27 protein-coding genes are annotated in these 25,036 nt (G+C 67.8%); 17 read left to right on the top strand and 10 right to left on the bottom strand.

All coding sequences use genetic code 11. The annotated features are described in order from the left end of the window. Positions 1-108: 108 nt before the first annotated feature. The 3 genes from ACSQ2B_RS09915 (at position 109) to ACSQ2B_RS09905 (ending at position 3,529) form a co-directional block, all read left to right on the top strand. Complete coding sequence (locus ACSQ2B_RS09915; protein ID WP_436049397.1) at positions 109-1,569, top strand: aldehyde dehydrogenase family protein; 1,461 nt, start codon at positions 109-111, stop codon at positions 1,567-1,569. A 160-nt stretch (positions 1,570-1,729) separates the two neighbouring features. Continuing rightward, positions 1,730-3,121, top strand: a complete 1,392-nt coding sequence (locus ACSQ2B_RS09910) for a M20/M25/M40 family metallo-hydrolase (RefSeq protein ID WP_436049396.1) — start codon at positions 1,730-1,732, stop codon at positions 3,119-3,121. Between the two features lie 9 nt (positions 3,122-3,130). After that, positions 3,131-3,529: an acyl-CoA thioesterase gene (locus ACSQ2B_RS09905; RefSeq protein ID WP_436049395.1), complete on the top strand. Its 399-nt coding sequence runs from the start codon at positions 3,131-3,133 to the stop codon at positions 3,527-3,529. A gap of 6 nt (positions 3,530-3,535) precedes the next feature. Here the strand turns inward: ACSQ2B_RS09905 and ACSQ2B_RS09900 are convergent, their stop codons facing one another. Continuing rightward, positions 3,536-4,192: a TetR/AcrR family transcriptional regulator gene (locus tag ACSQ2B_RS09900; protein WP_436049393.1), complete on the bottom strand. Its 657-nt coding sequence runs from the start codon at positions 4,190-4,192 to the stop codon at positions 3,536-3,538. Between the two features lie 257 nt (positions 4,193-4,449). On the opposite strand from ACSQ2B_RS09900, the gene ACSQ2B_RS09895 reads away from it, so the two are divergent. The 5 genes from ACSQ2B_RS09895 to ACSQ2B_RS09875 all read left to right on the top strand — a co-directional run bounded on the left by ACSQ2B_RS09895 (position 4,450) and on the right by ACSQ2B_RS09875 (position 7,552). Next, the gene (locus tag ACSQ2B_RS09895) at positions 4,450-5,262 is read left to right on the top strand and encodes a TauD/TfdA dioxygenase family protein (RefSeq protein WP_436049391.1); all 813 of its coding nucleotides are present in this window, start codon (positions 4,450-4,452) and stop codon (positions 5,260-5,262) included. 45 nt (positions 5,263-5,307) lie between these two features. Then, positions 5,308-6,060: an SDR family NAD(P)-dependent oxidoreductase gene (locus ACSQ2B_RS09890; protein WP_436049390.1), complete on the top strand. Its 753-nt coding sequence runs from the start codon at positions 5,308-5,310 to the stop codon at positions 6,058-6,060. 45 nt (positions 6,061-6,105) lie between these two features. Beyond that, positions 6,106-6,546, top strand: a complete 441-nt coding sequence (locus ACSQ2B_RS09885) for a nuclear transport factor 2 family protein (protein ID WP_436049388.1) — start codon at positions 6,106-6,108, stop codon at positions 6,544-6,546. Between the two features lie 67 nt (positions 6,547-6,613). Then, positions 6,614-7,018, top strand: coding sequence for an MAPEG family protein (locus ACSQ2B_RS09880; RefSeq protein ID WP_436049386.1), 405 nt, complete (start codon positions 6,614-6,616; stop codon positions 7,016-7,018). 81 nt (positions 7,019-7,099) lie between these two features. Continuing rightward, on the top strand, positions 7,100-7,552 hold the full coding sequence (locus tag ACSQ2B_RS09875) for a nitroreductase family deazaflavin-dependent oxidoreductase (protein WP_436049384.1): 453 nt from the start codon (positions 7,100-7,102) through the stop codon (positions 7,550-7,552). A gap of 13 nt (positions 7,553-7,565) precedes the next feature. On the opposite strand, the gene ACSQ2B_RS09870 is transcribed toward ACSQ2B_RS09875, so the two are convergent. From ACSQ2B_RS09870 to ACSQ2B_RS09845, 6 genes are all read right to left on the bottom strand, one after another. After that, positions 7,566-8,474 carry an SDR family NAD(P)-dependent oxidoreductase gene (locus ACSQ2B_RS09870; RefSeq protein ID WP_436049382.1) on the bottom strand — a complete coding sequence of 303 codons (909 nt, stop codon included), beginning with the start codon at positions 8,472-8,474 and terminating at the stop codon, positions 7,566-7,568. 41 nt (positions 8,475-8,515) lie between these two features. Further along, positions 8,516-9,370, bottom strand: coding sequence for an SDR family NAD(P)-dependent oxidoreductase (locus tag ACSQ2B_RS09865; protein WP_436049381.1), 855 nt, complete (start codon positions 9,368-9,370; stop codon positions 8,516-8,518). A 17-nt stretch (positions 9,371-9,387) separates the two neighbouring features. Beyond that, positions 9,388-9,942, bottom strand: a complete 555-nt coding sequence (locus tag ACSQ2B_RS09860; RefSeq protein ID WP_436049379.1) for a nuclear transport factor 2 family protein — start codon at positions 9,940-9,942, stop codon at positions 9,388-9,390. Continuing rightward, positions 9,932-10,816 (bottom strand): SDR family NAD(P)-dependent oxidoreductase, encoded by an 885-nt coding sequence (locus tag ACSQ2B_RS09855; protein WP_436049378.1) that lies wholly within the window; start codon positions 10,814-10,816, stop codon positions 9,932-9,934. The genes ACSQ2B_RS09860 and ACSQ2B_RS09855 overlap by 11 nt, the downstream gene beginning before the upstream one ends. Before the next feature lie 3 nt (positions 10,817-10,819). Beyond that, positions 10,820-12,679, bottom strand: a complete 1,860-nt coding sequence (locus ACSQ2B_RS09850; protein ID WP_436049376.1) for a flavin-containing monooxygenase — start codon at positions 12,677-12,679, stop codon at positions 10,820-10,822. Positions 12,680-12,795: 116 nt separating this feature from the next. Beyond that, on the bottom strand, positions 12,796-13,341 hold the full coding sequence (locus ACSQ2B_RS09845; RefSeq protein WP_436049374.1) for a nuclear transport factor 2 family protein: 546 nt from the start codon (positions 13,339-13,341) through the stop codon (positions 12,796-12,798). Positions 13,342-13,558: 217 nt separating this feature from the next. Here ACSQ2B_RS09845 and ACSQ2B_RS09840 point away from each other — a divergent pair, with 217 nt between their 5' ends. The 3 genes from ACSQ2B_RS09840 to ACSQ2B_RS09830 all read left to right on the top strand — a co-directional run bounded on the left by ACSQ2B_RS09840 (position 13,559) and on the right by ACSQ2B_RS09830 (position 17,478). After that, entirely contained in the window at positions 13,559-14,614 is a 1,056-nt protein-coding gene (locus tag ACSQ2B_RS09840; protein ID WP_436049372.1) for an AraC family transcriptional regulator ligand-binding domain-containing protein, read from the top strand. A 305-nt stretch (positions 14,615-14,919) separates the two neighbouring features. After that, positions 14,920-16,632, top strand: a complete 1,713-nt coding sequence (locus ACSQ2B_RS09835; RefSeq protein ID WP_436049370.1) for a class I adenylate-forming enzyme family protein — start codon at positions 14,920-14,922, stop codon at positions 16,630-16,632. Between the two features lie 99 nt (positions 16,633-16,731). Then, complete coding sequence (locus ACSQ2B_RS09830; RefSeq protein WP_436049368.1) at positions 16,732-17,478, top strand: SDR family NAD(P)-dependent oxidoreductase; 747 nt, start codon at positions 16,732-16,734, stop codon at positions 17,476-17,478. 27 nt (positions 17,479-17,505) lie between these two features. On the opposite strand, the gene ACSQ2B_RS09825 is transcribed toward ACSQ2B_RS09830, so the two are convergent. The 3 genes from ACSQ2B_RS09825 to ACSQ2B_RS09815 all read right to left on the bottom strand — a co-directional run bounded on the left by ACSQ2B_RS09825 (position 17,506) and on the right by ACSQ2B_RS09815 (position 18,846). Beyond that, positions 17,506-18,324, bottom strand: a complete 819-nt coding sequence (locus tag ACSQ2B_RS09825) for a uroporphyrinogen-III synthase (RefSeq protein ID WP_436049366.1) — start codon at positions 18,322-18,324, stop codon at positions 17,506-17,508. Positions 18,325-18,427: 103 nt separating this feature from the next. Beyond that, positions 18,428-18,685: an MAPEG family protein gene (locus tag ACSQ2B_RS09820; protein WP_436049364.1), complete on the bottom strand. Its 258-nt coding sequence runs from the start codon at positions 18,683-18,685 to the stop codon at positions 18,428-18,430. After that, a complete protein-coding gene (locus ACSQ2B_RS09815; RefSeq protein ID WP_436049362.1) occupies positions 18,652-18,846 on the bottom strand; it encodes a hypothetical protein in 195 nt (64 codons plus the stop codon). Before ACSQ2B_RS09815 ends, ACSQ2B_RS09820 begins: the two co-directional genes overlap by 34 nt. Before the next feature lie 385 nt (positions 18,847-19,231). Between ACSQ2B_RS09815 and ACSQ2B_RS09810 the strand changes: the two genes are divergently transcribed. The 6 genes from ACSQ2B_RS09810 to ACSQ2B_RS09785 all read left to right on the top strand — a co-directional run bounded on the left by ACSQ2B_RS09810 (position 19,232) and on the right by ACSQ2B_RS09785 (position 24,637). Next, on the top strand, positions 19,232-20,143 hold the full coding sequence (locus ACSQ2B_RS09810; protein ID WP_436049360.1) for a helix-turn-helix domain-containing protein: 912 nt from the start codon (positions 19,232-19,234) through the stop codon (positions 20,141-20,143). 260 nt (positions 20,144-20,403) lie between these two features. Further along, positions 20,404-20,895 (top strand): VOC family protein, encoded by a 492-nt coding sequence (locus ACSQ2B_RS09805; protein ID WP_436049358.1) that lies wholly within the window; start codon positions 20,404-20,406, stop codon positions 20,893-20,895. Positions 20,896-20,904: 9 nt separating this feature from the next. Next, complete coding sequence (locus ACSQ2B_RS09800; protein ID WP_436049356.1) at positions 20,905-22,158, top strand: MFS transporter; 1,254 nt, start codon at positions 20,905-20,907, stop codon at positions 22,156-22,158. Further along, a complete protein-coding gene (locus ACSQ2B_RS09795) occupies positions 22,155-23,552 on the top strand; it encodes an amidohydrolase family protein (protein WP_436049355.1) in 1,398 nt (465 codons plus the stop codon). The genes ACSQ2B_RS09800 and ACSQ2B_RS09795 overlap by 4 nt, the downstream gene beginning before the upstream one ends. Then, a complete protein-coding gene (locus ACSQ2B_RS09790; protein WP_436049353.1) occupies positions 23,537-24,052 on the top strand; it encodes a flavin reductase family protein in 516 nt (171 codons plus the stop codon). Before ACSQ2B_RS09795 ends, ACSQ2B_RS09790 begins: the two co-directional genes overlap by 16 nt. Positions 24,053-24,115: 63 nt before the next feature. After that, complete coding sequence (locus ACSQ2B_RS09785) at positions 24,116-24,637, top strand: VOC family protein (protein WP_436049351.1); 522 nt, start codon at positions 24,116-24,118, stop codon at positions 24,635-24,637. Positions 24,638-25,036 lie beyond the last annotated feature (399 nt).

Below are 25,036 nucleotides of genomic sequence, written 5' to 3'. Positions count from 1 at the left end.
TTGCTAACAGACGTCGCGGGGTGCTTGATGCCGCTGCCGGGATGGTTTCGACGCAGCATCTGCTGTGATCGGGACGCCGACGCGGTGTTGCGAACAGGGGGAAGCGGCGTGCTGCAGGCGGGATATATCGACGGCGTCTTCGTGACTGGATCCGGGGAGATCCTGGCGGTCGAGGACCCCTCCGACGGGCGCGAGATCGCGCGCCTTGCGGGACTGTCCGCTCCGCAGGTCGAGGACGCCATCCGGGCGGCGCGACTGGCTTTCGATCGCGGCGTCTGGAGCGAGCTTGCGGTCGCCGAGCGCGCCGCGGCGCTTAGGCGCTTCGTCGCGGCTCTGGCGCAGCGCGAGGCGAAGCTCGCCGAGGTGACCGTCGCGGAGACGGGCTGTCCGCCGCATTCCGGGACCATGCGCGTGCAGGTGAAGGCGCCTCTGCGGATGGCGCTGGAGTGCATCGACTTCTTCGCCGCCCTGCCGGAGATCGAGGAAAATCCCCTGCCGCTGGCCGAGCGCGCGACGCCGACCGGCATGATGCTGCAGAGCCTGCGTCGCTACACCCCGATCGGGGTGGTGGCGGCCATCGCCGCCTACAACTTCCCCTTCTACACCGCGATCTGGAAGGTCATCCCGGCGCTGATGGCGGGGAACACGGTGGTTGTTCGCCCGAACCCGCTCACGCCGCTGTCGGCGATGATCCTCGGCGAGGCGGCCGAGGAGGCGAAGCTTCCGCCCGGCGTGCTGAACGTGGTGCTCGAAGCCGGCCACGACGGCGCCCGTCTGCTGACGACCCATCCGGCGGTCGACATGGTGGCCTTCACCGGATCCACCGCCGTCGGCGCCCAGGTCGCCATCCAGGCCGCGCCGACGTTCAAGCGGGTCCAGCTCGAGCTGGGCGGCAAGTCGGCCCAGATCTTCCTCCCGGACGCGGTCAATCGGTTTGCCGCCCAGGCGGTCGTCGTCTGCACCGCCCACGCCGGCCAGGGCTGCGCGCTGGGCACGCGGCTGTTCGTGCCCGAGGCGCAGAAGGCCGAGCTGGTCGAACAGGCCGCCGCCGCCTTCCGCCGCCTCAAGGTCGGTCCCGCCCTTGATCCCGAGACACAGGTGGGCCCGGTCATCAGCGCCGCCCAGGTGGCGCGTTGCGAGCACTTCGTGAAACTCGCCGTCGAGAACGGCGGGCGTGTCGCGGCCGGCGGCGCGCGCCCGTCGCACCTCGATCGCGGCCACTATTTCGAACCGACCCTGCTCGACCTGCCCGACAATTCGAACCCCGCCGCCCAGGAGGAGATCTTCGGCCCGGTGGTCTCGGTGATCGGCTATCGCGACCTCGACCACGCGGTCGAGATGGCCAACGATTCCAAGTACGGCCTGTCGGGCTACGTCCATGGCGAGGACGCGGCGACGGCGCTGAAGGTCGGCGCGCGGGTGCGCAGCGGCTCGGTGCACGTCAACGCCGCGGTGATGAGCACCTACGCCTCGTTCGGCGGCCAGCGGGCGAGCGGCTACGGACGGGAACGCGGCGTTGAAGGTATGCGCCTCTACCAGCAGCTCAGCTGCCTTACCCTGGGCGGCTGACCCCGCCGACGCGCCAGCCTCAGGCGGGCCGATTGAAATTGCGGCGCGCGGCGCTTCATTCCGCGGCTGGCGGCCGAGGCCATTGAATTTGGCCGAGCCCCTGACGCAGATCTCCGTCTCAGAGTGAGCGGTGCGATTCTGTGCGGTGGCGAGGCGTTCCATGAAGTGCGTTTGGGCTTTGGTGGCGCTGGTCGCCGTGGCGACGGAAAGCTTTGCGGGCGAGCCGCCGCCGCGCCCGAGGGCGGAAGCCCAGGCGCTCGAACTTGCCCAGAAGGCGATCTCGCTGCGCTCCGTCCGTGGACCGGGCAATCAGACGCCGCAGGTCGCCGAACTCTTCAAGGCCGCGCTCGTCCAGGGCGGGTTCGCCCCCCAGGACGTCAGCATCACGCCCGTCGACGACACGGCCTACCTCATCGGACGCTGGCGGGGGCGCGATCCGAAGCTCAAGCCGCTGGTCATCTCCGGCCATATGGACGTGGTCGAGGCAAACCCCGCCGACTGGAAGCGCGACCCGTTCACCCCGGTGATCGAGGACGGCTATCTGTTCGGCCGCGGGGCGACCGACATGAAGCTCGACGGGGCGATCGCCATCGCCTCCCTGATCGAACTCAAGCGCCAAGGCTATGTCCCGCGGCGCGACATCGTCATCGAGTTCTCGGGCGACGAGGAAACGACGATGAAGACGAGCGCGATCATCGCCGAGAAGCTCGCCGACGCCGACCTCGTGCTCAACATCGACGGCGGCGGCGGGGTGCTGGACGACAAGACCGGGGCGCCGCTCTACTTCACCTGGCAGGGCGCGGAGAAGAGCTACGCCGACTTCAAGCTCACCGTCACCAATCCGGGCGGACACTCCAGCCAGCCGCGTCCCGACAACGCCATCGACCAGCTGAGCGCGGCCCTGCTGCGCATTCACGCCTATCAGTTCAAGCCCGAGCTCAACCCGATCTCGCGAGCCTATTTCCAGGAGGCCGCGAAATACGAGTCGCCGGAAATCGGGGCCGCCATGCGCGCCTTCGCCGCCGACCCTGCGGACAAGCGCGCCATCGCCACCCTGAGCGGCGAGCCGGCCTTCGTCGGAAAGATCGGCACCACCTGCGTGGTCACCCTGATCAAGGGCGGCCATGCGGAGAACGCCCTGCCGCAGCGCGCGGAGGCGAACATCAACTGCCGGATCTTCCCGGGTCATCCGCGCGCCGAGATCATGGCCGAGCTGCAGCGGGCCGCAGCCGATCCCGCAGTGAGCATCACCGACGTGACCGAGGGCTCGGTCGCGACCGACGCCTCGCCGATGCGGCCGGATTTCATCGCCGCGGTGAAGAAGGCCCTGGGCACCGTCTATCCCGGCGTGCCCGTGTTCCCGAGCATCGCCTCGGGCGCCAGCGACAGCATGTGGTCCCGCGCCAGGGGGGTGGCCAGCTATGGCGCGGGCCCGATCTTCATCAAGCCGTCGGATGACTTCAGCCATGGGCTGAACGAGCGCACGCCGGTGGCCAACATCCGTCCCGCGATCGACTACTATCTGTCCCTCGTCACCGACCTGTCGAAGTAAGGGCCGACCATGTCAGAAGAGTCTCCTGCGCCGGGCCCGGACCGTCAGCCCGCGATCCGGGTGACGGCCATGCCGGCCGACGCCAATCCGAGCGGAGACATCTTCGGCGGCTGGCTGATGGCGCAGATGGACCTTGCGGCGGGGCTGGTCGCCATGCGGGTCGCCCGGGGACGAACCGTCACCGTGGCGGCCGACGCCATGACCTTTCTGTCGCCGGTCTCCGTGGGCGACGAGGTCTCGGTCTACGCCGACGTGGTCAGCCGCGGCCGGACCTCCCTGCGGATCGCCGTCGAGGCCTGGCGGCGGGAACGCCACGCGGAGGTCCGGCGCAAGGTCACCGAGGCGGTCTTCACCTTCGTCGCGATCGATAAGGACCGGCGGCCGACGCCCCTTCCGCCGGTGGACTAGAGGCGGCTACCAGCCGGGCCGGCCGGCCAGGAACACCTTCACCATCCTGCGGGTCCAGGCCTTGATTTCGGCCGCGGTGGCGACGTGGCCCTTCAGCATCACGTCGCCGTAGAAGCCCCGCAGCAGGGTCGTGAACATCTCGGCGGCGGCTTCGGGGTCGCGGCAGGTGATGCCTTCCTTGGCCGCGTAGTCCTGTATGAAGTCGGTGACCTGCTGCACGCCGGCGCGCGAGCGCGCCCAGGCGGCTTCGCCGAGCTCCGGAAACCGCCCGGCCTCGCTGTAGATCAGCCGGTTCAGTTGCACGATCTCGACGGACAGGCTGTCCTGCAGCGCGCGCTCCGCAAAGCCGCGCAGCATGGCTTCGAGGGTCTTGGGCCTGGGCCCCAGGTGACGGCCGCCGTCGCCGGTCTGCTGGATCTGCTGGTCGATGATCGCCCGGAAGAGATCCGCCTTCGACGGAAACCGGGCCCAGAGCGTTCCCTTCGAAATCCGCGCTGCCTTCGCCACCTCGTTCATCGAGGTCGCGCCATAGCCGTTGACGACGAACTTCTGACGCGCCACGCGGATCAGGCGGTCCTCGAGCTCCGCAAGGTCTTCAGCCTTGGGGCGGCCGCGCGCGCGCCGCGGCTCGATCTCGATGGCGGCTCTGGTGTTCTCCGGCATGACCTTCGCAAGCCTAATGGCGTCGCCCTGAGGCGTGCGAACGCCGACGCGGATGCGCCGCCCGCTCGCCCCGAGCTGCCTGCCTTTTAGCGCGTGGGCGGTTCGATTCCCACCAGAGCGCTCGCCCTGCAGATTCCGCCGCAGGGTCTCGGCGACCCTTGACAAGGCCCAGGCGACGAGGGCGTGATCGAACCGAACCAAATGGTACGATTTGGAGCCGGCCGCTTGAACGCCGGGCGCGCCATCGGAGGGAGAGAATGTCGTTCGAAGCGATCAAGCTGAAAGACTGCATTGGCTCGGAAATCCGCTCCGACGTTCCGTCGCTTTTGACGCCCGAGATCGCCGCCGAGGTGCGTCGCCTGCTGGTCAAGCGCGGCGTGCTGGTCTTCAAGACGCTCAACCTCAGCGACGACCAGCAGGTCACCCTGGCGGGAATGCTGGGTTCGCTCCGCGAAGAAGGGGAGAAGGGCATCTTCAAGGTGACCCTCGACCGGAAGCTCAATTCGCGCGCGGACTACCTGAAGGGCTCGTTCCTCTGGCACATCGACGGCACGCATGACGACACGCCGGTCTTCGCCTCGCTGCTCAGCGGCCGTACGCTCTCCACGATCGGCGGCCAGACCGAGTTCGCCAGCACCTACGCCGCCTATGACGCCTTGCCGCAGGAAACCAAGGATCGCATCGACGGGCTCAAGGTGGTTCACAGCTTTGCGGTCTCCATGCGCCGGGCGGGAGTCGAGCCGACAGAAGCGGATCTCGCCCATTGGCGCAGCATTCCGGACAAGACCCACAACCTCGTCTGGACCCACAGGTCGGGCCGGAAGTCCTTGGTGATCGGCTGTCATGCCTCGCACGTCGTCGGCATGGACCGTGCGGAGGGCGAGGCGTTTTTGCGGGAACTGCTGGATTGGGCGACCCAGCCGAGGTTCATGTACCGGCACGAATGGTCGCCGGGCGACATGCTGATCTGGGACAATACCGGCGTGATGCACCGGGCAGAGCCCTATCCGCTCGACAGCGGACGGGTCATGCACCGCACCACCCTGCTGGGCGAGGAAGCCTTCGCCTGACGGCGCGAGCCGGGGCGCCAACTATCACGGAGAGGTCTTCGATTCATGGCTGAGAGAACAGCTCTCGTGACCGGCGCAGCCGCCGGCATCGGCGCGGCCTGTGCGAAACGCCTGGCGCGGGACGGCGTCGCGATCGGCGTCCTCGACCTCGATGCGCAGCGGTGTGCGGGCACGGTCGAGGAGATCGCAGCCGCAGGCGGCAAGGCTGTCGCGCTCGGCGCCGACATCTCGGACCGCGCCCAGGTCGTGGCGGCGGTCGCCAGGCTGCGCGAGGCGTTCGGGCCGATCAGCATCCTCGTCAACAACGCCGCGATCACCGGCTATGGGCCCTTCCTCGAGTTGACCGACGAGCAGTGGGAGCGGGTGCTGAAGGTCAATCTCACCGGGACCTTCATCGTCACCCAGGTCGTGCTCCCGGACATGATCGCGGCCGGATGGGGCCGGCTGATCAACATCTCCTCGTCCGGAGCCCAGTCGGGCGCAAAGCACATGGCGCCCTATATCTCGTCCAAGGGCGGGTTGATTTCGCTGACCCGCGCGCTTGCCGTGGAATTCGGTCCGAGCGGCGTCACCGCTAACGTCGTCCCGCCGCGCTTCATCACCGGCACCATCATGTCGGAGCAGTCTTTCGCCGGTCAGAAGCAGCCGCGGGGACGCGAAGCGGAGGTCGAGGCCGGCCCGATCCAGCGCGAAGGCCGCCCGGAGGATGTCGCCGGCGCCGTGGCCTGGCTGGCGTCGGAGGAGGCCGGCTACGTCACCGGCCAGGTCATCGGCGTCAACGGCGGCCGCTATATCTGACGGGAGACCGGCCAGAAGACCGACCCGATAAACAGGAGGAAGCCCATGAGCGAACAGAACAAGCAGACCGTCGTCAGCTTCATCGAAGCCTTCAGCCGGGGCGATGTCGAGGCGGCGAAGGCCTGTCTGGCGCCGGACGCGCTGACGATCGCCAAGGGCTTCGGCAAGCTCTCCGGCCCGCGTCCGTATGAGCTCATCGTCGCCACGACCGGCGCATTCAAGGAGCTGATCCCCACCGGACTGCGGCCCAGCTTCAAGAGCGTGACGGCCGAGGGCGACCGTGTGGTGGTCGAATTCGAGGGCGACGCCACGCTGGTGAACGGCGAGCGCTACTGCAACCAGTATTGCATGGTGTTCACGCTCGAGGACGGCAGGATCAAGCTGGTCCACGAGTACTATTGCACCATCCTCGCCGACGAGAAGATCGGGCCCCTCCTGGCTGGGGTCGAGGCGCAACGGGCCGCAATCGCGCCCCCAAATCCATGAGCCTGCTGGACGATCTCCAAAGCGGGAAGCTGGGCCTTACGCCGGCATAAGGGAGAGGAGAAGCGTCATGACGGAGCCGTTCGCGGCCTATTGGATCCTGCTCGTGGGCGCGCTCATGCCCTATGTGCTGGTCTTCATCGCCAAGGCGAACCGCGACTACGACAACGCCGATCCGCGCAATCCCGCGGCGCTGACCACGCCTTTTCGGCGGAGCGCCTACGGGGCGCACCTCAACAGCCTGGAGGCGTTTCCGCTGTTCGCCGCGGCGGTGCTGCTGGCGGGACTGCGGCGTGCGCCGGCCGAGGCCGTAGACCTGGCCGCCTGGCTCTGGCTCGCGTTCCGGCTGGCCTATGCGGCCTGCTACCTGACGGGGCGGCCGAGCCTGCGCAGCCTGAGCTGGTTGGGCGCGACCGCCTGCAGCCTGGCCATTCTGGTGATGGCGCTCACCCACGGGGCGGGCGCCCCATCGTGAAGCCCTTCGCGCTTGACCTGCGGCCGCCCCGGGGCTGAACCTGATGGTTCGGGGCGAGCATTGAGCAAGGCGAGATCTGCGATGAGCGACCTGCGACCCCCGCGTACGCGCGACGAGATGGACTTCACGATCTCCGGCGAGAGCCATGTGCGCGCCTATCGCGCGACCAACGGCGAGCAGGGCTATATCTGGAACAACGCCCCGATCCTGCTGCTCACCACCAAGGGACGTGAATCCGGCGAGCCGCGGACCACCCCGCTGATCTTCGTGCGCGACGGCGAGAATTACGTGATCATCGCCTCGCTTGGGGGCGCCCCCAAGCACCCCGCCTGGTACCTCAACCTGCAGGCCGAGCCGCGGGTGCAGCTGCAAGTCAAGGCGGAGGTCTTCGACGCGATCGCGCGGACGGCTCCGTCGCCGGAGCGCGAGCGGCTCTGGGCCAAGGCGGTTGAGGTCTGGCCGCAGTACGAGGACTATCAGGCGATGACGGAGCGCCAGATCCCCGTCGTGGTGCTCGAGCGGGCGGCCGGCTGATCGGGCGCGCCCGTCAGCCCTTGCGGGCCATCTCGAAGCTTCGCGTCAGATGGTCCATGTAGCCGGTGACGCTGGGGAATATCCACAGCCTGTCGGTGTCGCGGATGGCGTCGATGTTGTCGGCCACATCGTCGATGGACCAGGCGGGGCGATAGACGCCCTCGGTTTCGGCGACGAAGGCCCTGGCGACGCGCCCGGCCATGGAGACGAACAGCTCTCCGGTGACCGAACAGGATTCGTGGGCGAGCCAGCCCACCACTGGAGAGACCAGCTCCGGACCCATGGGCGGATACTGAGTAGTGTCCAGACCCTCGGCCATGCGCGTCACGGCGCCGGGCAGGATGATGTTGGACTTCACGCCCTTCGGGCCGCCCTCGATGGCGATGACATTGTTCAGGCCGATGGTCCCGGCCTTGGACACGCCGTAGTTCACCACATTGTTGGTGCCGTAGAGGCCGCCGATCGAGGAGGTCAGTATGATCCGGCCGTAGCCGGCCTCGCACATGATCGGGAAGGCCGGCCGCACGACGTGGAAGGCCCCCATCAGGTGGACGTCGACGACGGCTTCGAAGTCTTCCTGGGTGATGGTGTCCAGCGACGCGTAGCGGACGTTGCCGGCGTTGTGGATCAGGATGTCGATCCGGCCCCAGGCAGCGAGCGCCGCCTGGATGATCGCTTGGCCGCCTTCGGGCGTCGCGACGGTGTCGGTGTTGGCGATGGCCTCGCCGCCCGCCGCGCGGATCTCCTGGGCCACCTCTTCGGCAGGGCCGGCGTCGACGCCGTCGCCGTGCATGCTGCCGCCGAGATCGTTGACGACGACCTTGGCGCCTTTCGAGCCCAGCAGCAGGGCGTATTCGCGCCCCAGGCCCCGTCCGGCGCCGGTGATCACCGCCACGCGGCCGTCGAATCTGCGTTCCGTCACAGGGCGTTCCTCGTCATGTCTCTTAGGGGGCGCGTCGCCGGCTAGACCGGAGTCCAGATCGGCGCGCCGCGCTCGGCGCGCAGCGACGGGATCGTCCGGCCGTCGACGTCGGTGACGCCATAGTCCTGCGCCAGCTCGGCGTTGATGAAGGTTCCGCCCGACCGCGTCATGACGTCAGGATCGCCGGCGAGGGCGGCGATGACCCGCCCGGGGAACTCCACCGAGCTGCCGACCGCGCTGTTGAGCTGCGAGGCCATGCCGGGGACGGTCTTCAGGTTCTCCTGCGCGCGCTCGGTGTAGGTGAACCCCTGCCAGAGCGACAGCGAGGCGACATTGTGGGGCTTCAGCTCGATGGCCATGTCGCGGGCCATCCGGTCGGTGGCGGCCTTACAGGTCCCGAAGATCACGTCGTAGGTGTAGGTCACCCCGACATAGCCGGAGAGGGCGACGATCAGGCCCGACTTTTGTGGAACCATGATGTGGGCTGCATTCCACGCGGCGGTGAAGTTGGAGCGCAGGCCGACGTCGATCATCTCCCAGTTGGCGACCGGCTTCTCCCAGAAGGGGACGCGGTCGGTCATCGAGGCCGGGATGGCGATGGCGTTGTTGACCAGCAGGTCGAGCCGGCCCTGCTCGCGTTTCACCTGGTCGAACAGGGCGGCGACCTGGTCGTCGTCGGCGTGGTCGACCTGGACGGCGATCCCCTTGCCGCCGCGGCGATCGACCTCGGCGGCGGTCTCGCCGACCGTGCCGGGGAGGGGATAGCTGCCGGGCGTGACCGTCCGGCCGGTGACGTAGACGGTCGCGCCTTGGTCGGCGAGCGCCAGGGCGATGCCTCGGCCGATCCCGCGGCTGGCGCCGGTGACGACGGCGACCTTGCCTGTCAGCGAACCCATGGGCTCTGCACCTGCCTCTAGGATTTCAGCGGGTTGCTCGGCTCGCGCCGATTGACCAGCGGACGCTGGTAGGACGGATCGGCCTTGCTGCGCGTCGGCGCGCCGTTGCCGAAGATGTCGGGCACGTCCGCGAAGGGGATCGGCATCGTCGGGACCATGCCCGACCATTCGATCGCATTGGTGCGCAGCGCGATCTTCCAGACCCCGTCGCGCCTTTCCAGCCGATCGAGGTAGCGGCCGCCGGCGATCCAGTTGCTGTCGTCGCGATTGCGCCCGACGAACAGGTAGTAGGTCTCGGTATGCGCCGTGTCGCCCTGGATGTCGTAGGTGACGTTCAGCAGGTTGTGGTGCGTGGCGACCTGACCTTGCTCGTGCATGGCCGAGGCCCAGTCGTAGCAATCCGCCGCGCTGCCCACGAAGGGGCCCGCGGCCATGGTCGCGTCCTCATGGAAGGCCGACAGGAAGATCTCCCGGTCGAAACGGTCCATGCCGCGGCTGAAGCGGTTCAGGCAGTCGAGGATGTCCTGGCGGTCGAGCAGTTCATCGAGCCGGGCCTGGCGATCAGCGGCCATGGCCGGCTTCCGCGATCGGCCGCCAGATCGGCGCGCCGCGCTCGGCGCGCAGCGAGGGGATGACCTTGCCGTCGATGTCGACGATCCCGTAGTCGGCCGCCACCTCGGCGGTGATGAAGGTGCCGCCCGACCGCTTCATCAGCTCCGGATCGGCCGCCAGCGCCGCGATCACCCGGCCGGGGAATTCCGTGGAGCAGCCGACCAGGGGATTGGTGACGGTCAGCTTCTTCATCTCGGGGTTCCGCTCGATGTTGCGATGCGCCCGTTCGGTGAAGGTGAGGCCCTGCCAGAGCGAGATCGAGGCGATGTTGTGCGGCTGGAGCTCGATGGCCATGTCGCGGGCCATGCGGTCGACCGCCGACTTGCAGGTGCCGAAGATCACCCCGTAGGTGTAGGTCACCCCGACGTAGCCGGAGATGTCGACGATCAGCCCCGACTTTTGGGGCACCATGATGTGGGCTGCATGCCAGGCCGCGACGAAGTTCGAGCGCACGCCGACGTCGACCATCTCCCAGTTGGAGAGCGGCTTTTCCCAGAACGGCTTGGGCTCGGTCAGGTCCTCGGGCAGGGCGAAGGCGTTGTTGACCAGGATGTCGAGCCGGCCCTGCTCACGCTGGACCTGCTCGAACAGCGCCGCCACCTGCTCGTCGTTGGCGTGGTCGACCTGGACGGCGACCCCCTTGCCGCCGGCCCGGGTCACTTCTTCGGCCGTCTCTCCGACGGTGCCCGGAAGCGGGTAGGAGCCGGGCGTCACCGTGCGCCCGGTGACGTAGACCGTGGCGCCTTCTTTGCCGAGCGCGATGGCGATGCCCTTGCCGATGCCGCGGCTGGCGCCGGTGACGACGGCGACCTTTCCTTCAAGCGAACCCGCCATGACTCAGACCAACTCCGCCTTGTTGGAGGTTCGCGTTTCGCTGAGCGTGAGACCCTCCAGATCACCCTTCGCCCGCCAGTCGGTGAGCATCTTCATGAAGCCGTTCCAGCCCGGCAGGTAGCCGCGGAACAGGGCCCACTTCGGCTTCGCCTCGCCGTCGTTGTTGAAGTAGCCGGGCGTGCATTCCCCGAGGAATTGCGCGGTGTCGAACTCGTTCTCGCGCATGTGGGCGACATAGGCGTCCATGGCGGCCTGGGTCGGCTCCACCGCGACGGCGCCGCGCTTCAGGGTCTCGTTGATGATGTAGGCGATGTGCTCGCACTGCCGGCCGAACTGCTCGGTGGTCGTCGAGTTGGCCCCGCCCTGGACGTAGCCGGTGTAGAACTGGTTCGGGAAGCCGTGGGTGCTCACCCCGTGGAAGGTCAGCGGGCCGTTGCGCCAGTGGTCGTAGATCGACTGGCCGTCGCGGCCCTCGATCACCGGAATGCCCCAGCGGCGCTCGAGGTCGCTGGTCACTTCGAAGCCGCTGGCGAAGATCATGCAGTCGACTTCGTATTCGACGCCGTCGGCGATGAAGCCCTTCTCCGTCATGGCCTCGACGCCCTGGGTCGCCGAGACGTCGACCAGCTTGACGTTGGGACGGTTGAACGAGGGGTAGTAGTCGTTGTTCGACAGCGGCCGTTTGCACATGAAGCGGAACCACGGCTTCATCGCCTCGGCGGTGGCCTTGTCCTTGACGGTGGCGTCGACGCGACGACGCATCCGCTCCATCACCTGGTAGTCGACCATCTCGCGGCGGGCGACGAACTCCTCAGGCGTGAGCTGCGGCCAGCCTTCGGCCTCCAGTTCGGCGGCGAGGTTGCGGCTGATCTCCGTCCAGATGTCGCAGACCAGGTCGGGATCGCCGGGGTGGAAGGCCTCCTGGGCGCCGCGATGGAAGTTGGCCATCCGCTCGGCCTGCCAGCCGGGCTTGAGCGACTTGGCCCATTCCGGATCGGTCGGCGGGTTGGAGCGCTCGTCGATGTTCGAGGGCGTGCGCTGCAGGACGTAGAGCTGCTTGGCGTACTTGGCGAGGTAGGGCACCGCCTGGACCGAGGTCGCCCCCGTGCCGACGATGGCCACCGTCTTGTCGGCCAGCTTCGTCAGTTCCGGATTGCGCCAGTCGCCGCCGGTGTACTCATGGTCCCAGCGGGCGGTGTGGAACATCTCGCCCTTGAAGGTGTGGATGCCCGGGATGCCCGGCAGCTTGGGCATGTTCATCACCCCGCCGGCCATGATCACGAACCGCGCGCGCAGCTCGTCGCCGCGGTTGGTGGTGACCCGCCAGCGCTGGATGTCGGCGTCCCAGCGCAGGCCGGTGACCAGGGTGTGGAACAGTGCGCCGCGGTAGAGGTCGAACTTGTTGGCGATGATCTTGAAGTAGTCATAGATCTCGTAGCCGTCGGAGAACTTCTTCGACGGCAGGAAGCCGGTCTCTTCCAGCAGCGGCAGATAGCAGTAGGCGTCGTTGTCGCACTGCAGCCCGGGATAGCGGTTCCAGTACCAGACGCCGCCGAAGTCGCCGGCGTGGTCGATGTTGCGGAAGTCGGTGATCCCCAACTTCGTCAGGTGGTAGCCGGCCAGAACGCCGGTCCAGCCGCCGCCGAGGATGGCGACCTCGAGATCCTCCACGATCGGATCGCGCTGCGTCACCGGCGTATAGGGGTCGTGCTCGTAGTCGGCGGCGAGATCGTGCGTCAGGTGTTCGTACTGGTTCTGACCCTTGGTGGTCAGACGCTTGTCGCGCTCCTGGAGGTATTTGGCCCGCAGGGCCGGGATGTCGATCTCTTCCCGCGGCGGGGTGTCAGTGGGCTCGCACTTCATATCCGCTCCAACAAATCAGCCCGGCGCCGTCCTCGGCGCGACCGGGCGAAGGTCGTCAATATTAGTCCTGTCAGGGGGTTGGGAATATGTCAGCGCCGCGCCGGGGCCGACAGACCTTATTCCCCGGCAGGCCGCTTCCCGAAAAAGGTCTCGCTGTAATCGCCCACCGCCCGGCCGGGGAAGTGCGGCGCGCTGAACGGCAGGCCCATGACGCCTTGCGACCAGTCGATCGACAGGCCGAAGTCCTGATACCAGTCGTAGAGCATGGTGCGTTGGGCGATGCGCCATTCGCCGCCGCGCTTCTCGATCCGGTCGAGGTAGCGGCCGCCGATGACGGTATCCCGTTCCTCTTCGCCCATGTTGATCCGATGGTACGAGGTGACGTGGGTCTCGACGAGGGCCGTCTCGCCCAAGAGCTCGATCAGGCTCTGCCCCAGGACATGCTGCGTCACCGGGATGGCCGGCGAACCCGGCACGACCCAGGCGAGATAGTCGTCGAACGAGCCGGCGAACACGCCGTAGTCGGTCGTCGAGTCCGCCCAGTAGGAGGCGGTGATCATCTCGGCGTCGCGGCGGTCCTCGCCCCGGGCGAGCCTAACAATGCAGTCGCGGACCTTCTCGCGCTCGAGCAAGGCCTTCAACTCCTCCATGGTGGGGTCCATTTCCGCCCTCTTTCCCGCTTTTTTGCCTGATCCGGCGATTTTTCGAGGCGCGCCTGGAGGCGAGCTCGCCCGCCGGCGCCTCTGGTAAGCAGCTTGATCAGTTCGGGCGAAGATTAAGCGTCGGGTCAAGGGAGCCGCTTGACCGTTTCAGACAAAAACGCTTCCTCAGCCGTCACGCGCGGGCCGAGATCGCCTGGGAGGACCAAGGGAGGCCGGCATGTCGGTGGAGCAGGACGCCAACGGCGCAGAAGTCTTCGACGTCGTGCACGCCAGGCTTCTGCGGTTCTTCCCCGACCTGGTCCAGGAGCTCGGCGGCGACCCGACGGCCCTGATGCGGCAGGCGGGAATCGACGTGACGAGCCCGCCGGAAAGCCCATCGGCCGCCACCTATCGGCAAGCGATCCAGCTCCTCGAACTCGCGGCGACGCAGCTGCATTGCCCGGACTTCGGAATGCGGCTGGCGACGCTTCAGAGCGGTCGCATGTTCGGTCCCCTGGGCCTGGTCATGAAAAATTCGAAGACCTTCGGCGACGCCCTCGACTACGTCGGCAAACACACCCATGCCCACAGCCTGGCGGCGCGGATCTGGCTGAAGCGCATTCCGGGCGAGAAGGCCGCCTTCGCCGGTCACGACATCCTGCTCGACCGCTCGCCGAACAAGAGCCAGGCGATGGAACAGCTGCTGCTGGTGGGACACCTCGCGGCGATGGAGATCACCGGCGGCCAGGCGCGCGTGCGCAAAGTCTATTTTCGCCACCAGCCGGTGTCGCCGCTGAAGACCTACCGTCGCTATTTCGGCTGCGAAGTCTGCTTCGACCAGAAGGAGGACGGGGTGATCTTCTCCGAGCGCGACCTGGCCTCGCCGGTCGTCGACCCGGATTCCCGGATCTATGAGCTGGCGACATCGTTCATCGACGCGGAATTCACCCGAGACCGGCCGCCGCTTCGCGCGCTGACGCGCGGCGTGATCATGCAGTTTCTCGGGACCGAGGACTGCAGCAACGAGCGGGTCGCCGCCGAGCTCAACCTGCACGCACGGACGATGCACCGGCGGCTCACGTCGGAGGGAACCTCCTTCCGGCAGATCAAGGACGAGGTCCGTCGCGACCTCATGCTCTACTACATCCAGCATACCGACCTGGAGTTCGCGCACATCTCCGAGCGGCTGGGATTTGCCGAGCAGTCGGTGATGACGCGGACCTGCAACCGATGGTTCGCCGCCTCTCCGACACAGCTCAGATCGCGACGCCATCGTCTTTCGCAGGCTAGCTGACCGCTGTATTTTGTCCAAATTCGTCAAGTCGAACGGACGTCCCGCCGCACACAAGTTCGCCCAAGGGCGTGAAACGCGCGGCGACCGACCTCGGGCCGACCTTTCGCGAAGGCTCCAGTCACTCGTCCGCGCCCGGCATGCCGACAGAACAATTGGGAGAGACCAATGGCGGATTCCGGCGCGGCGGTTCAGCTCGACCTTGGCGACATCGGCGGCGGGCAGCTCTGGGAGCCCTCGCAGCGGTCAATGACGTTGAGCTCCCGTACCAGGCCAGTGGCCTGCCGAAAGGATTGGGGCGCCCGTCAATGAGCGATCATGTGTTCGTCCAGGATAAGTCGGTCTCGATCGTTCGCGGCCCGCCGCTGTCCGAGGAGCCGGGGCTGGGCGAACTGACCCTGGCCGGCTTCATCCGGCAGGTGACCGAGCGCTTCCCCGCGCGCGAAGCCCTGGCGCAACCGCGTCTCGATGGCGGAATGGAGCGCTGGTCCTATCGCGACCTTTGGGACCATTCGGTCGAGGTGGCGCGGTCGCTGATCGCCTGCGACCTCGGCAAGGGCGAGCGGGTCGGCGTCCTGATGACCAATCGGGCGGAGTTCCTGTCGGCGGTCTTCGGGATTGCGCTGGCGGGCGGCGTCGCTGCGCCGCTCAGCACCTTCTCCACGCCGCATGAGCTGGAATACCTGGTCGCCAGTTCCGCCTGTTCGGTGCTGCTGCTCGAGCGGCGCGTGCTGGCCAAGGATTTCGCCCAGATCCTCTGCGATCTCGATCAGGCGATCGCCGAGGCCGCGCCGGGCCAACTCGTGTCGCTCAAGTTCCCGTTCCTGCGGCGTCTGGCCATGGTCGGGGGCGAGGGGGCCCAGGGCGCGATCGAAACCTGGGAGAGCTTCCTGGCGCACGGCGCCGGAGCCTCCGTGGCCCAGGTCGAAGCGCGCGCGGCCACCGTCGCGCCGGCCGATCCGGGCGTGCTGTTCTTCTCTTCGGGATCGACCAGCAAGCCCAAGGGGATCTTGAGCGCCCACCGCGGGGTCTCGATCCAGCTGTGGCGCATGAACTGGGCGCAAGGGCTGGGCGAGAACGTCCGCTACTGGACGGCGAACGGCTTCTTCTGGTCCGGCAACTTCGCCATGGTGATCGGCGCGACGCTGGCGGCCGGCGGGACGCTGGTGCTCCAGCCGACCTTCCAGCCGGCGGAGGCGCTGGATCTGATGGCCGCCGAGAAGGTCGACTTCCTGTTCGCCTGGCCGCACCAGTGGGCCCAGCTTGTCGCCGCGCCCAACTGGGAGACGGTCGATCTCTCGTCGCTCAAATACATCGACGCCGACTCGCCCATCGCCAAGCACCCGACCGTGAAGACGAGCTGGATCCTGCCGCGCCACGCCTACGGCAACACCGAGACCTTCACCCTCAGCACCGCCTATCCGGCGAACACGCCGCGGGAGGTTGCGGGCGAAAGCCACGGGCCGCCGCTGCCCGGCAACACGCTGAAGATCGTCGATCCCCTGACGGGGGCGGTGACGCCGCTCGGCGAGCGAGGCGAGATCGCCATCAAGGGGCCGACCCTGATGCTCGGCTACCTCGGCGTCCCCCTCGACGAGACCCTCGACGACGAAGGCTATTTCCGGACCGGCGACGGCGGGTACGTGGACGAAGCCGGGCGGCTCTTCTGGGAGGGGCGTCTCAATGACATCATCAAGACCGGCGGGGCCAATGTCTCCCCGGTCGAGATCGACAGCATCATCCAGGACTGCCCTGGCGTGAAGGTCTCCCAGACGGTCGGCGTGCCGCACGATACCCTGGGCGAGCTGGTTGTCACCTGCATCGTCCCCCACGCAGGCGCGAACCTGGACGAAGAGACCGTCCGCAACTTCGCGAAGCAAAAGCTGGCGAGCTACAAGACGCCGCGCCGCGTCCTGTTCTTCGCCGAAGGCGACCTGCAGCTGACCGGAAGCGCCAAGGTGAAGACGGCCGACCTGCGCAGCCTCGCCGCCCGGACGCTGGCGGCGGAAACGGCCGCCTGACCGACGGCGCCGCGTGACGAGCCCTCGATCCGGGGCCCTGGCGCTGGCTGCTCAACGAAGCGGGCGTGACCCCGCGATAACGAACGGGAGGAAATGATCATGGCGAAAACGGCGTTGGTGACGGGCGCGGCGGCAGGCATCGGCCGGGCCTGCGCCCGGCGGCTGGCGAGCGAGGGGACCGCCGTCGGCGTGCTCGACATCGACCTCGAGGGCTGCCAGCGGGTGGTGGGCGAGATCGAGGCGGCGGGCGGCAAGGCGATCGCCCTGCAGGCGAGCATCGCCGACCGCAGCCAGGTGACGGCGGCGGTGGCCAGGCTGCGCGAGGCCTTCGGCCCGGTCACCATCGTGGTGAACAACGCCGGCGTCACCGACACCACCCCGTTCAAGGAGATCACCGACGCCCAGTGGGACCGGATCCTGGAGATCAACCTCAAGGGGACCTTCATCGTCACCCAGGTCGTCCTGCCGGACATGGAGGCGGCCAAGTGGGGCCGCATCATCAACATCTCCTCGTCGAGCGCCCAGACGGGCGCCATCGGCATGGCGCCCTATTCGGCCTCGAAGGGCGGAATGGTTTCGCTGACCCGCACCCTGGCCCAGGAGCTTGGCCCGCTGGGCGTGACGGTCAACAACATCCCGCCGGGCACGGTGATGAACACGCTGATGTCTGAGGCCAATCGGGGGAAGTTCCCGATGTCGATGGAAGCTCTGATCCAGAGCATCCCGGTGCGTCATACCGGCGAACCCGAGGACATCGCCAACGCCTGCGCCTGGCTGGCCTCCGAAGCCAGCAGCTACGTCACCGGCCAGACCATCGGGGTCAACGGCGGACGGGTGGTCTCCTGAGGACGCCGCCGCCCTGACCCGGAGCGGTCAGGATCCCAGGGTGCGTACGATCTCCGCCACCAGAGGCTTCAGGTGGAAGTTGCTGAGCGGCTGGATCGCGGTCTGGCCGCCGGCCAGGCCGACGGCGTCGGCGGTCAAGGGGCCGACCGCCGCGATCTTGGTCTTCTCGAAGGCTCGCGCGAGCTCCGCGGTCAGGCCCAGTCGTTGCGCCACCTCGGTCAGACGACGCACCTGGGGGCTGGATGTGAAGGCGATCAGATCGACGCGGCCGGCCGACATCTCCCCAATCACCAGCGCGACCCGCTCGTCGGCCTCGTCGGAGACGTACTGGTAGGGCAGGACGGGATCGAAGACGGCGCCTGCCGCTTCGAGCGCGGTGCGCAGCGCGGCCTCGTCGGCGTCCGGGTAGAGCTGCACGCCGATGCGCGTCCCCTCGAGCGCCAGGGTGGGCAGCAGCGCCAGCACGCCTGCGGTCGTGGGCTGTTCGGCGACCAGGTCGACGCCGAGCCCGAGCTTTCGCAGGGCGGCGATCGGTTTGGGGCCTCTGGCGATCTTGCGCGCCTTGCCCAGGGCGTCGAACACGGCGGACTGCAGGCCGAGCCGTTCGGCGGCGGCCCAGATGCGGGTCACGCCTTCGCCGGTGTAGAAGATGATGCTGTCGTATTGACCCTGGCTCAGCCGGCCGATCCAGCCGTCCAGCTCCGTCGTCTCCTCGATGTCCCGCACGAGGATCAGCGGGCAGCGCACCACCCGCGCGCCGAGCTTCTCCAGCATCGAGGTGAAGAGATCCAGCTCGCGGCTCTCCGGAACGACGATGCGGGCGTCTCGCAGGGGTGACTGGCTCACGCTTCTTTCCATGGGTTCAGGGTGGCTGAGCCGGACGCTTACGTCCACGACGGTCTGCGAGTTCCGCGCCGTCAGGGCTGTGGTGCGCGGAAGCTGGACCTGCCTAGATGACCGCCGTCGCCGCCCGGATCGTTAGCGCCAGCAGCACCAGCGAGGCGACCATGAAGACCCCGAAACGCACCAGGATCACATTGACCAGCGCCTGCACCAGGCTGTGGACGATCCGCAGCGCCACATAGGCCCAGGCGAGCCCGGCGTTCAGCCCGTCGCCGGCGCCCGCGAACGCCAGGACGAGCGCGACGGCGTAGAACAGCGTCGGCTGCTCCATCAGGTGGTTGTAGTTGTCGGCCTTCCACCGCACCTGCGGCGGGAGCACCGCGTGAGGTCGGCGGCGGTCATCTCCGGCTTCATCGGCGCTCCGGCCGCCTGGATCGCCGGGATGCGGGTGGCGTAGAGCCAGGCCCACATGACGAACGACCACAGGACGAGCGCCACGATGGGCTGCAGAATGGGGCTGGGCATGGCGGGCTCCCGACTCGGTAGGTAGAGCAGAGATACGCCAGCTGCGGCCGCCGTGCTTGCACGCGAAGCCGCCGCGTCGCTCTGACGAGCGCATCGGCTTCGTCGAAAAGATGACTGTAATGAAGACGATCTGCCGTGGATCGCCGTCGCGGGCGCGAACGGCGCCTGCGAAATAGGCGCCGAGCCGCGAACGCCGCGTGGCTTCCGTGACGACCCGCTCCGGCTCGCCTACGATCCCGGACCCACTTGGTTTCGGGATAATAAGCTGCTGGACCTTTTGAATTCCGTTCCCGTCGAAAAGCCGTTGCTCAATCCCATGAAGGCGTGGGGCTTCACGACGGCGGGCCTTCCGGAGGAGGATTGCGAGCCTGCGTGGCGGGAGGTGATGAACCGCCTGAATCTGCCGCTGGCGCGTCTCGACCACCCCGAGCCCTTCCAGGGCGACGTCTCCTGCCTGCGCTCGCCGCTGGGCATGGACTTCGCCGTCATGTCTGCGAGCCCGCAGGAGATCTCGGGACGCAATCCGAACCAGCCCGCGGCGGTCTGGCTGGTGGTTCTGATCGAGGGATCCGCCACCTTCTGGGACGGCCACCTCACGACCACCACCCTGGACACCGGCGACATCATCTACGGACCCACCGGGATCGACGCCGCCCTGACGCTGGAGACGCCGTTCCGCCTGCTGTTCGTCAGCGCGCCGCGCGTGGCGCTCGACCATCGGCTGCTCGCGCCCCAGTCCCTGAGCGTCGGCCGTTTCGGCGGCGACCGCGGGCTGGGACATGTCTTCTCCGGCCTGCTGCGGGCGACCGCCGAGGCGCTGCCCCAGCTCACCAGCGAGCAGCTGCGGCCGATGGAGCTGGCCATCACCGAATTCCTGGTGGCCAACCTGGCGGCCGAGGAGTCCCCCGCGGCGCTCGGCGGGGCGGAGGCGGCGCGGGCCGCCCACCTGCACCGGGTCTGCCAGACCATCGAGACCCTGCTGCCGGAGCCCGACCTGACGCTCGAACAGGTCGCCGCAGCGGACGGGATCTCGCCGCGATCGCTGCAGAAGCTCCTGGCCTCCGCCGACCAGAACTTCACCACCTATCTGCGGCACCGCCGGCTCGAGCGCTGCCGGCTCGACCTCTCCAGCCCGATCTGCGCCAGCCTCTCGATCTCAGAGATCTGCTTCCGCTGGGGATTCAACGGCTCGGCCCACTTCAGCCGCGCCTTCAAGGAACGCTATGGCGTGACGCCGCGGGAATATCGGCGCGCCAGCCTCGGCGAGGCGGCGGCGGCCGAGCCGCATGAGGGGTGAGGAGTCTTCTGCCGAGGAGGTAATCGCCCCCACGACTGTCATCCCGGTTTCGCGCAGCGAAACCGGGATGACAGTCGTGGGTTGAGAGACGATTTGGCCGCTTCGCCAGGATTTTGGGCAAGACTGTTCAATCGACGCGCAGGCCGCTCCTGGATCGCGCAAGTCTTAAGGCGCGTGCATGCAAGACGCTCTCCAAGCGAAGCGTAGCCTCATCCAGCTAGATGGGGCGCCCTGACCCATCTCAGCCAGCAAGGACCAGAATGGCGACCCCCAACACCCTGATCTTCGTCGACCTCGCCTCCGACGACCCGGCCGCGGCCGGCCGCTTCTACAGCGAAGTCTTCGGTTGGCAGGACGACGCGCGCCCGCTGGGCCTCTTCCACCGCATGGTTCCGGGCGGGAGCTTCCGCAATCCCGACGGTAGCGACAGCCAGATCGGCAACCTCCACCTCGGCATCTTCAAGGCCGAGAACGCCCGGCCCCACCCGGATCCGGCGGGCGTCGCGCCGCGCACCCTCGCGGCCGACGGCCGCAAGGCGCGGATCTGGATCGAGGTGGGGGAGGGCCAGTCGCCCGAGCAGATCATCGGCCGGGCGCTCGAGCGCGGCGCCGTCGAGCTCTGGCGAAATCACTACTGGAAGGAATTCAACGGCTTCAACCACGCCATCCGGGACCCGTGGGGCAATGAGATCATCCTCTGGGTGAAGGGCGGGCCCGACCCTCGGATCCCCGACAACTACACCCGCGAGTAGGAGCTCACCGTGCCCGGCTTCGTCTCCCCCCGTTGGCTGACCTTTTCGGCCCTGAGCCTGCTGTTCTTCGTGGTCACTGCCGGGGCCTTCTCCTCGCTGGGCGTGGTGCTTCCCGCCATGGTCAGCGAGATGCACTGGACCTGGACCGAGGCCGGCGTCGGCTACACCGTGCTGGGGGTGGCCTGCGGGCTCGCCAGCTTCATGCCGGCGGTGCTGATCCGGCTGGCCGGCGTGCGGGGGACGATGTTCGTCGGCACGGTGGCGCTGGTCACCGGCTTCGGCGCCATGGCGGTCACCCACTCCGTCGCCATGTATCTGGCCGCGACCGTGCTGATCGGGATGGCGTTCGCGCTCGTTAGCACCGTCCCCGGCACCCATGTCCTGACCGACCTGTTCGAGAAGCGCGCCTTCGTGATCGGCGCCTATTTCACCATCGGCTCACTGGGCGGGGTCGCCGGCCCGATGATCTATGTGGCGGTGCATGCGCTGAGCCATGGCTGGCGCCTCTATTGGGTGACCTTCGTGGCCCTGGCCGCGATCGCCGGCGTGGCGGCGATCCTGACCACGCCCGGGCGGCGCGACGAGAGCCGCCACAAGACCGAGGTCCCGGAGCATCCGGGTCCCGCCGAGGTGATCGAGGGATTAAAGGACTGGACCGTGCGCCGCGCGCTGAGGACCTGGCAGTTCTACGTCATCGTCGGCGGCTACACGACCTATCTGCTGGTCAACACGACGGCGCATGGGTTCGGCGTCCAGCACCTCACCGAGCGCGGCGTCAGTCCCCAGGCGGCGGCCGCCATGCTCAGCCTCGAGGCCCTGGTCGGCTCCGTCATCGCGGTCTTCGGCGGGATGCTGGGCGAGAAGCTCTCGCCGAAGGTGCTGATGATCGTCTCGCTCGCCGCCCTGACGCTGGGCATGGCGGGCCTGGCGGAGGCGCGCGGCTGGGGCCTGATGAGCGTCTTCGTGGTCGGCGTCGGGCTGGGCTTCGGCCTCTGCTTCGTCGCCTCGACCATGCTGCTGTTCAACTATTTCGGCCGCGGGCCGAACCTCGAGCTCTTCTCGATCATGTGCATGATCAGCACCGTGGCCGCAGCCGGTCCGGCGTTCGGCGGCTGGGCTCGCGACACCCTGGGCAGCTTCTCGCAGATGTTCCTGCTGTGCGCCGGCGTCACCGGCCTGTTGCTCTTCGCCACCCTCTTCCTCAGCCCGCCGCTGCGCCGCCCGGCCGCGGCCGCCGAGTTCCTCGGGGAACCCGCCGAATGAGCGAGCCTACGCTTCGCGCCGACCTGATGATCTCCGGCGCGACCCTGATCACCATGGACGCGACGCGCCAGGTGATCGAGGACGGCGCCCTGGCGATCGCCGGCGACCGCATCATCGCGGTCGGCAAGCGCGAGGCCCTGGCGCGCACGGTGCAGGCCCAGACCGTGTTCGACGGCCGTCGCTTCGTGATCACCCCGGGCTTCGTCGACGCCCATATCCACATTACCGGCGACCCGCTCACGCGCGGGTTCGCGCGCGGCGCGCCCGACGAGAGCTGGTCGGACAAGCTGATGCGCTGGGTGATCCCGATCTTCCGCGCCCAGACGGCCGAGGACGAACGGCTCGCCGCGCAATGCGCGGCCCTGGCCATGATCCGCTACGGAACGACCACCTTCGTGGAGGCCGGCACGGTCCTGCAGCTCGACGCGGTGATGCAAGGGCTCTCTGAAACGGGTATCCGCGGCCGCGTCGGAGAGTGGGTGGAGGGCCGCGCCTACGATCCGGGCGCGGACCAGGCGAAGGCCTCCGCCGCGGCGATTCGCATCCTCGAGTCGGAAGTCGAGCGCTACCCCGACGCCGGCGGCGAGGCGCGGCTGGCGGCGTGGCCGCTGCTGGTCGGACATTCGACCAATTCCGACGAGGTCTGGCGGGCGGCGAAGGTGCTGGCCGACGATCGTGGCCTGCGGGTCTCGGCGCACATGAGCCCGCGGTCGGGCGACCCCGACTGGTTCCTGGCCCGCTACAATCGCCGGCCGCTGGAGCACCTGGCGGACATCGGCGTGCTGGGCGAGAGCGTCATGCTCACCCACCTGGCCGACATCGACGCGAGCGAGCTCGACCTCCTGGTGCAATCCGGGGCGGGCGCGATCCACTGTCCGCACGCGGCGCTGCAAGGCGGCTTCGGCCTCGCCCACATCGGCCTCTTCCCGGAAATGCTCGATCGCGGCGTGGACGTGATGCTGGGCACTGACGGCATGGCCGCCGACATCCTGGCCTCGGGCCGGTTGATGGCGAGCCTGTTCCGCGACGCGCGGCGAGACCAGGACCTCTTCCCGGCGACCGCGGTGCTGGAGATGGCGACCGTCATGCCGGCCCGCGCCATGGGGATGTCCCACCTGATCGGTTCGTTGGAGGCGGGCAAGAAGGCCGACTTCGTGCTGCACGACACCGACCTGCCGGAGTGGGGGTCGGTCTTCGACGTGGTGGGGCAGCTCGCGTTCAGCGCGCCGTCGGGCGGCGTGCACAGCGTCTGGATCGACGGCGTGCGCGTGCTGGAGGACGGCCGGGCCACTCTCATCGACGAGGAGAAGGTGCGGGCCGACGCGCGCCAGGCTGGCCGCGATCTCATCGCCCGCACAGGACTTCCGAACCGGACACCATGGCCGATCCGCTAGCCTCCCTCGCCGAGACCGTCCCCAGCCCGTCCGAGTGGCGTCTCGCCATGGGCGGATTTGCGTCCGGCGTGACGATCGTCACCAGCTGGCGCGAGGGAGGCCCGGTGGGCGCCACGGTCAGCGCCTTTTCCTCGGTGTCGCTGAGTCCGCCCTTGCTGCTGATCTGCCTGGGCCTCAAGAACCCGCTTTGCGCGCCCATCGCGGCCAGCAAGGTGTTCGGCGTGAACATCCTGGGCGACGACGGCCAGGAGCTCGCCAAACGCTTCGCCTTTGCGCCTGAGGCGGAGCGGTTCGAAGGCCTGCCGTTCCGCAGGACCGGTCGCGGCGCGCCCCAGCTCGACCAGGCGTCGGTGTTCATCGACTGCGTGCTGCATGAGAGCATCATCGCCGGCGACCACCTGGTGGTGGTGGGCCGAGGCGTGCGCACCGAGCACCCTTCGCCGAGGCCGCCGCTGGTCCATCACCGGGGAGCGTTCGCGAACCTCGCCCCGAAGGCATGACGCGGAAAGATCTCATGCGCCTACGAGCAAGCCAGGCGCGCCGCGCCGGTATAAGCCTTTAAGATGAAGGTGTTGACCGAGGCGTCGAGCATGGCCAGCCAGAACAATCACACGACGGGTCCGAAGCGTACGACCTGGACGCACATCGCCTTGGCGGTGAAGGACATCGACGCCAGCATCGCCTGGTACAAGAGCTTCACCCACCTGCGCCTGCTGGCGCGCGGCGAGGACCTCGACGGCAAGAACGCCTGGCTGGGCGACCCCGCCCAGGCCGAGGCGCCCTTCATCCTCGTGCTTGGCCAGTTCTTCGAGGGCCACGACCCGTTCGCGCCCGCCGCCCACCTGCCGATGGGCCCGTTCGCCCACATCGGCATCGAGGCGGCGAGCCAGGCCGCGGTCGACGAGATCGCCGCGCGGGCCAGGGCGGAAGCCTGCCTCGCCTTTGGTCCCGTCCAGATGCCCAAGCAGATCGGCTATGTCTGCTTCATCAAGGATCCCGACGGGAACACCATCGAGTACTCCTACGACCAGGGCGTCTACGAGAAGGCCCGCGAAGTCTGGGGCCGGAAATCCGCCCTGGTCTGACAGCCCATTCCGCCGCCAGGCGGACGCGGATGAAGAAGGTTGAACGTCGGAAGCGCGAGCGGATTTCGCCGTCTCGACGAGATCGCTTCTAGCAATAATACGTAAAATTAGGTTACGTGAAGTAGTGGATCGCTGGATCTTCTGCGCATGAGCTCGCGTTGTGGTATTTTGTGCTGTAATTCATATGTGAAATATTATTTCATATTCAGCCTTTATTTTAGACGGTGATATAGTGTTACTGATCAAATAGGACGCACAATCGAAAAAATCGTCGATCAAGCATTGTTGTGTGGGGTGATCAGAGGTCGTTGCAGTCAACTTTCAGAACAGGATCATCATTCCTGAATTGAGAGGGGGCCATGTTAAGTCGACCACAGCGCAAGAAGCGCGACCTCATGC

Origin of the sequence: Phenylobacterium sp. LjRoot225 (assembly GCF_964252855.1) — a bacterium.
Lineage (GTDB): Bacteria > Pseudomonadota > Alphaproteobacteria > Caulobacterales > Caulobacteraceae > Phenylobacterium.
Note: the sequence above shows the minus strand (reverse complement) of the source record. Positions and strands in the feature narration are given on the sequence as shown.

What these genes read in the sequence shown, in the direction of transcription:
- ACSQ2B_RS09910 (WP_436049396.1), top strand. Translation starts at nt 1,730, where the DNA reads ATGAAGTGCGTTTGGGCTTTGGTGGCGCTGGTCGCCGTGGCGACGGAA.
- ACSQ2B_RS09905 (WP_436049395.1), top strand. Translation starts at nt 3,131, where the DNA reads ATGTCAGAAGAGTCTCCTGCGCCGGGCCCGGACCGTCAGCCCGCGATC.
- ACSQ2B_RS09900 (WP_436049393.1), bottom strand. Translation starts at nt 4,192, where the DNA reads ATGCCGGAGAACACCAGAGCCGCCATCGAGATCGAGCCGCGGCGCGCG.
- ACSQ2B_RS09895 (WP_436049391.1), top strand. Translation starts at nt 4,450, where the DNA reads ATGTCGTTCGAAGCGATCAAGCTGAAAGACTGCATTGGCTCGGAAATC.
- ACSQ2B_RS09890 (WP_436049390.1), top strand. Translation starts at nt 5,308, where the DNA reads ATGGCTGAGAGAACAGCTCTCGTGACCGGCGCAGCCGCCGGCATCGGC.
- ACSQ2B_RS09885 (WP_436049388.1), top strand. Translation starts at nt 6,106, where the DNA reads ATGAGCGAACAGAACAAGCAGACCGTCGTCAGCTTCATCGAAGCCTTC.
- ACSQ2B_RS09880 (WP_436049386.1), top strand. Translation starts at nt 6,614, where the DNA reads ATGACGGAGCCGTTCGCGGCCTATTGGATCCTGCTCGTGGGCGCGCTC.
- ACSQ2B_RS09875 (WP_436049384.1), top strand. Translation starts at nt 7,100, where the DNA reads ATGAGCGACCTGCGACCCCCGCGTACGCGCGACGAGATGGACTTCACG.
- ACSQ2B_RS09865 (WP_436049381.1), bottom strand. Translation starts at nt 9,370, where the DNA reads ATGGGTTCGCTGACAGGCAAGGTCGCCGTCGTCACCGGCGCCAGCCGC.
- ACSQ2B_RS09860 (WP_436049379.1), bottom strand. Translation starts at nt 9,942, where the DNA reads ATGGCCGCTGATCGCCAGGCCCGGCTCGATGAACTGCTCGACCGCCAG.
- ACSQ2B_RS09855 (WP_436049378.1), bottom strand. Translation starts at nt 10,816, where the DNA reads ATGGCGGGTTCGCTTGAAGGAAAGGTCGCCGTCGTCACCGGCGCCAGC.
- ACSQ2B_RS09850 (WP_436049376.1), bottom strand. Translation starts at nt 12,679, where the DNA reads ATGAAGTGCGAGCCCACTGACACCCCGCCGCGGGAAGAGATCGACATC.
- ACSQ2B_RS09845 (WP_436049374.1), bottom strand. Translation starts at nt 13,341, where the DNA reads ATGGACCCCACCATGGAGGAGTTGAAGGCCTTGCTCGAGCGCGAGAAG.
- ACSQ2B_RS09840 (WP_436049372.1), top strand. Translation starts at nt 13,559, where the DNA reads ATGTCGGTGGAGCAGGACGCCAACGGCGCAGAAGTCTTCGACGTCGTG.
- ACSQ2B_RS09835 (WP_436049370.1), top strand. Translation starts at nt 14,920, where the DNA reads ATGAGCGATCATGTGTTCGTCCAGGATAAGTCGGTCTCGATCGTTCGC.
- ACSQ2B_RS09830 (WP_436049368.1), top strand. Translation starts at nt 16,732, where the DNA reads ATGGCGAAAACGGCGTTGGTGACGGGCGCGGCGGCAGGCATCGGCCGG.
- ACSQ2B_RS09815 (WP_436049362.1), bottom strand. Translation starts at nt 18,846, where the DNA reads ATGCCCAGCCCCATTCTGCAGCCCATCGTGGCGCTCGTCCTGTGGTCG.
- ACSQ2B_RS09810 (WP_436049360.1), top strand. Translation starts at nt 19,232, where the DNA reads ATGAACCGCCTGAATCTGCCGCTGGCGCGTCTCGACCACCCCGAGCCC.
- ACSQ2B_RS09805 (WP_436049358.1), top strand. Translation starts at nt 20,404, where the DNA reads ATGGCGACCCCCAACACCCTGATCTTCGTCGACCTCGCCTCCGACGAC.
- ACSQ2B_RS09795 (WP_436049355.1), top strand. Translation starts at nt 22,155, where the DNA reads ATGAGCGAGCCTACGCTTCGCGCCGACCTGATGATCTCCGGCGCGACC.
- ACSQ2B_RS09790 (WP_436049353.1), top strand. Translation starts at nt 23,537, where the DNA reads ATGGCCGATCCGCTAGCCTCCCTCGCCGAGACCGTCCCCAGCCCGTCC.
- ACSQ2B_RS09785 (WP_436049351.1), top strand. Translation starts at nt 24,116, where the DNA reads ATGAAGGTGTTGACCGAGGCGTCGAGCATGGCCAGCCAGAACAATCAC.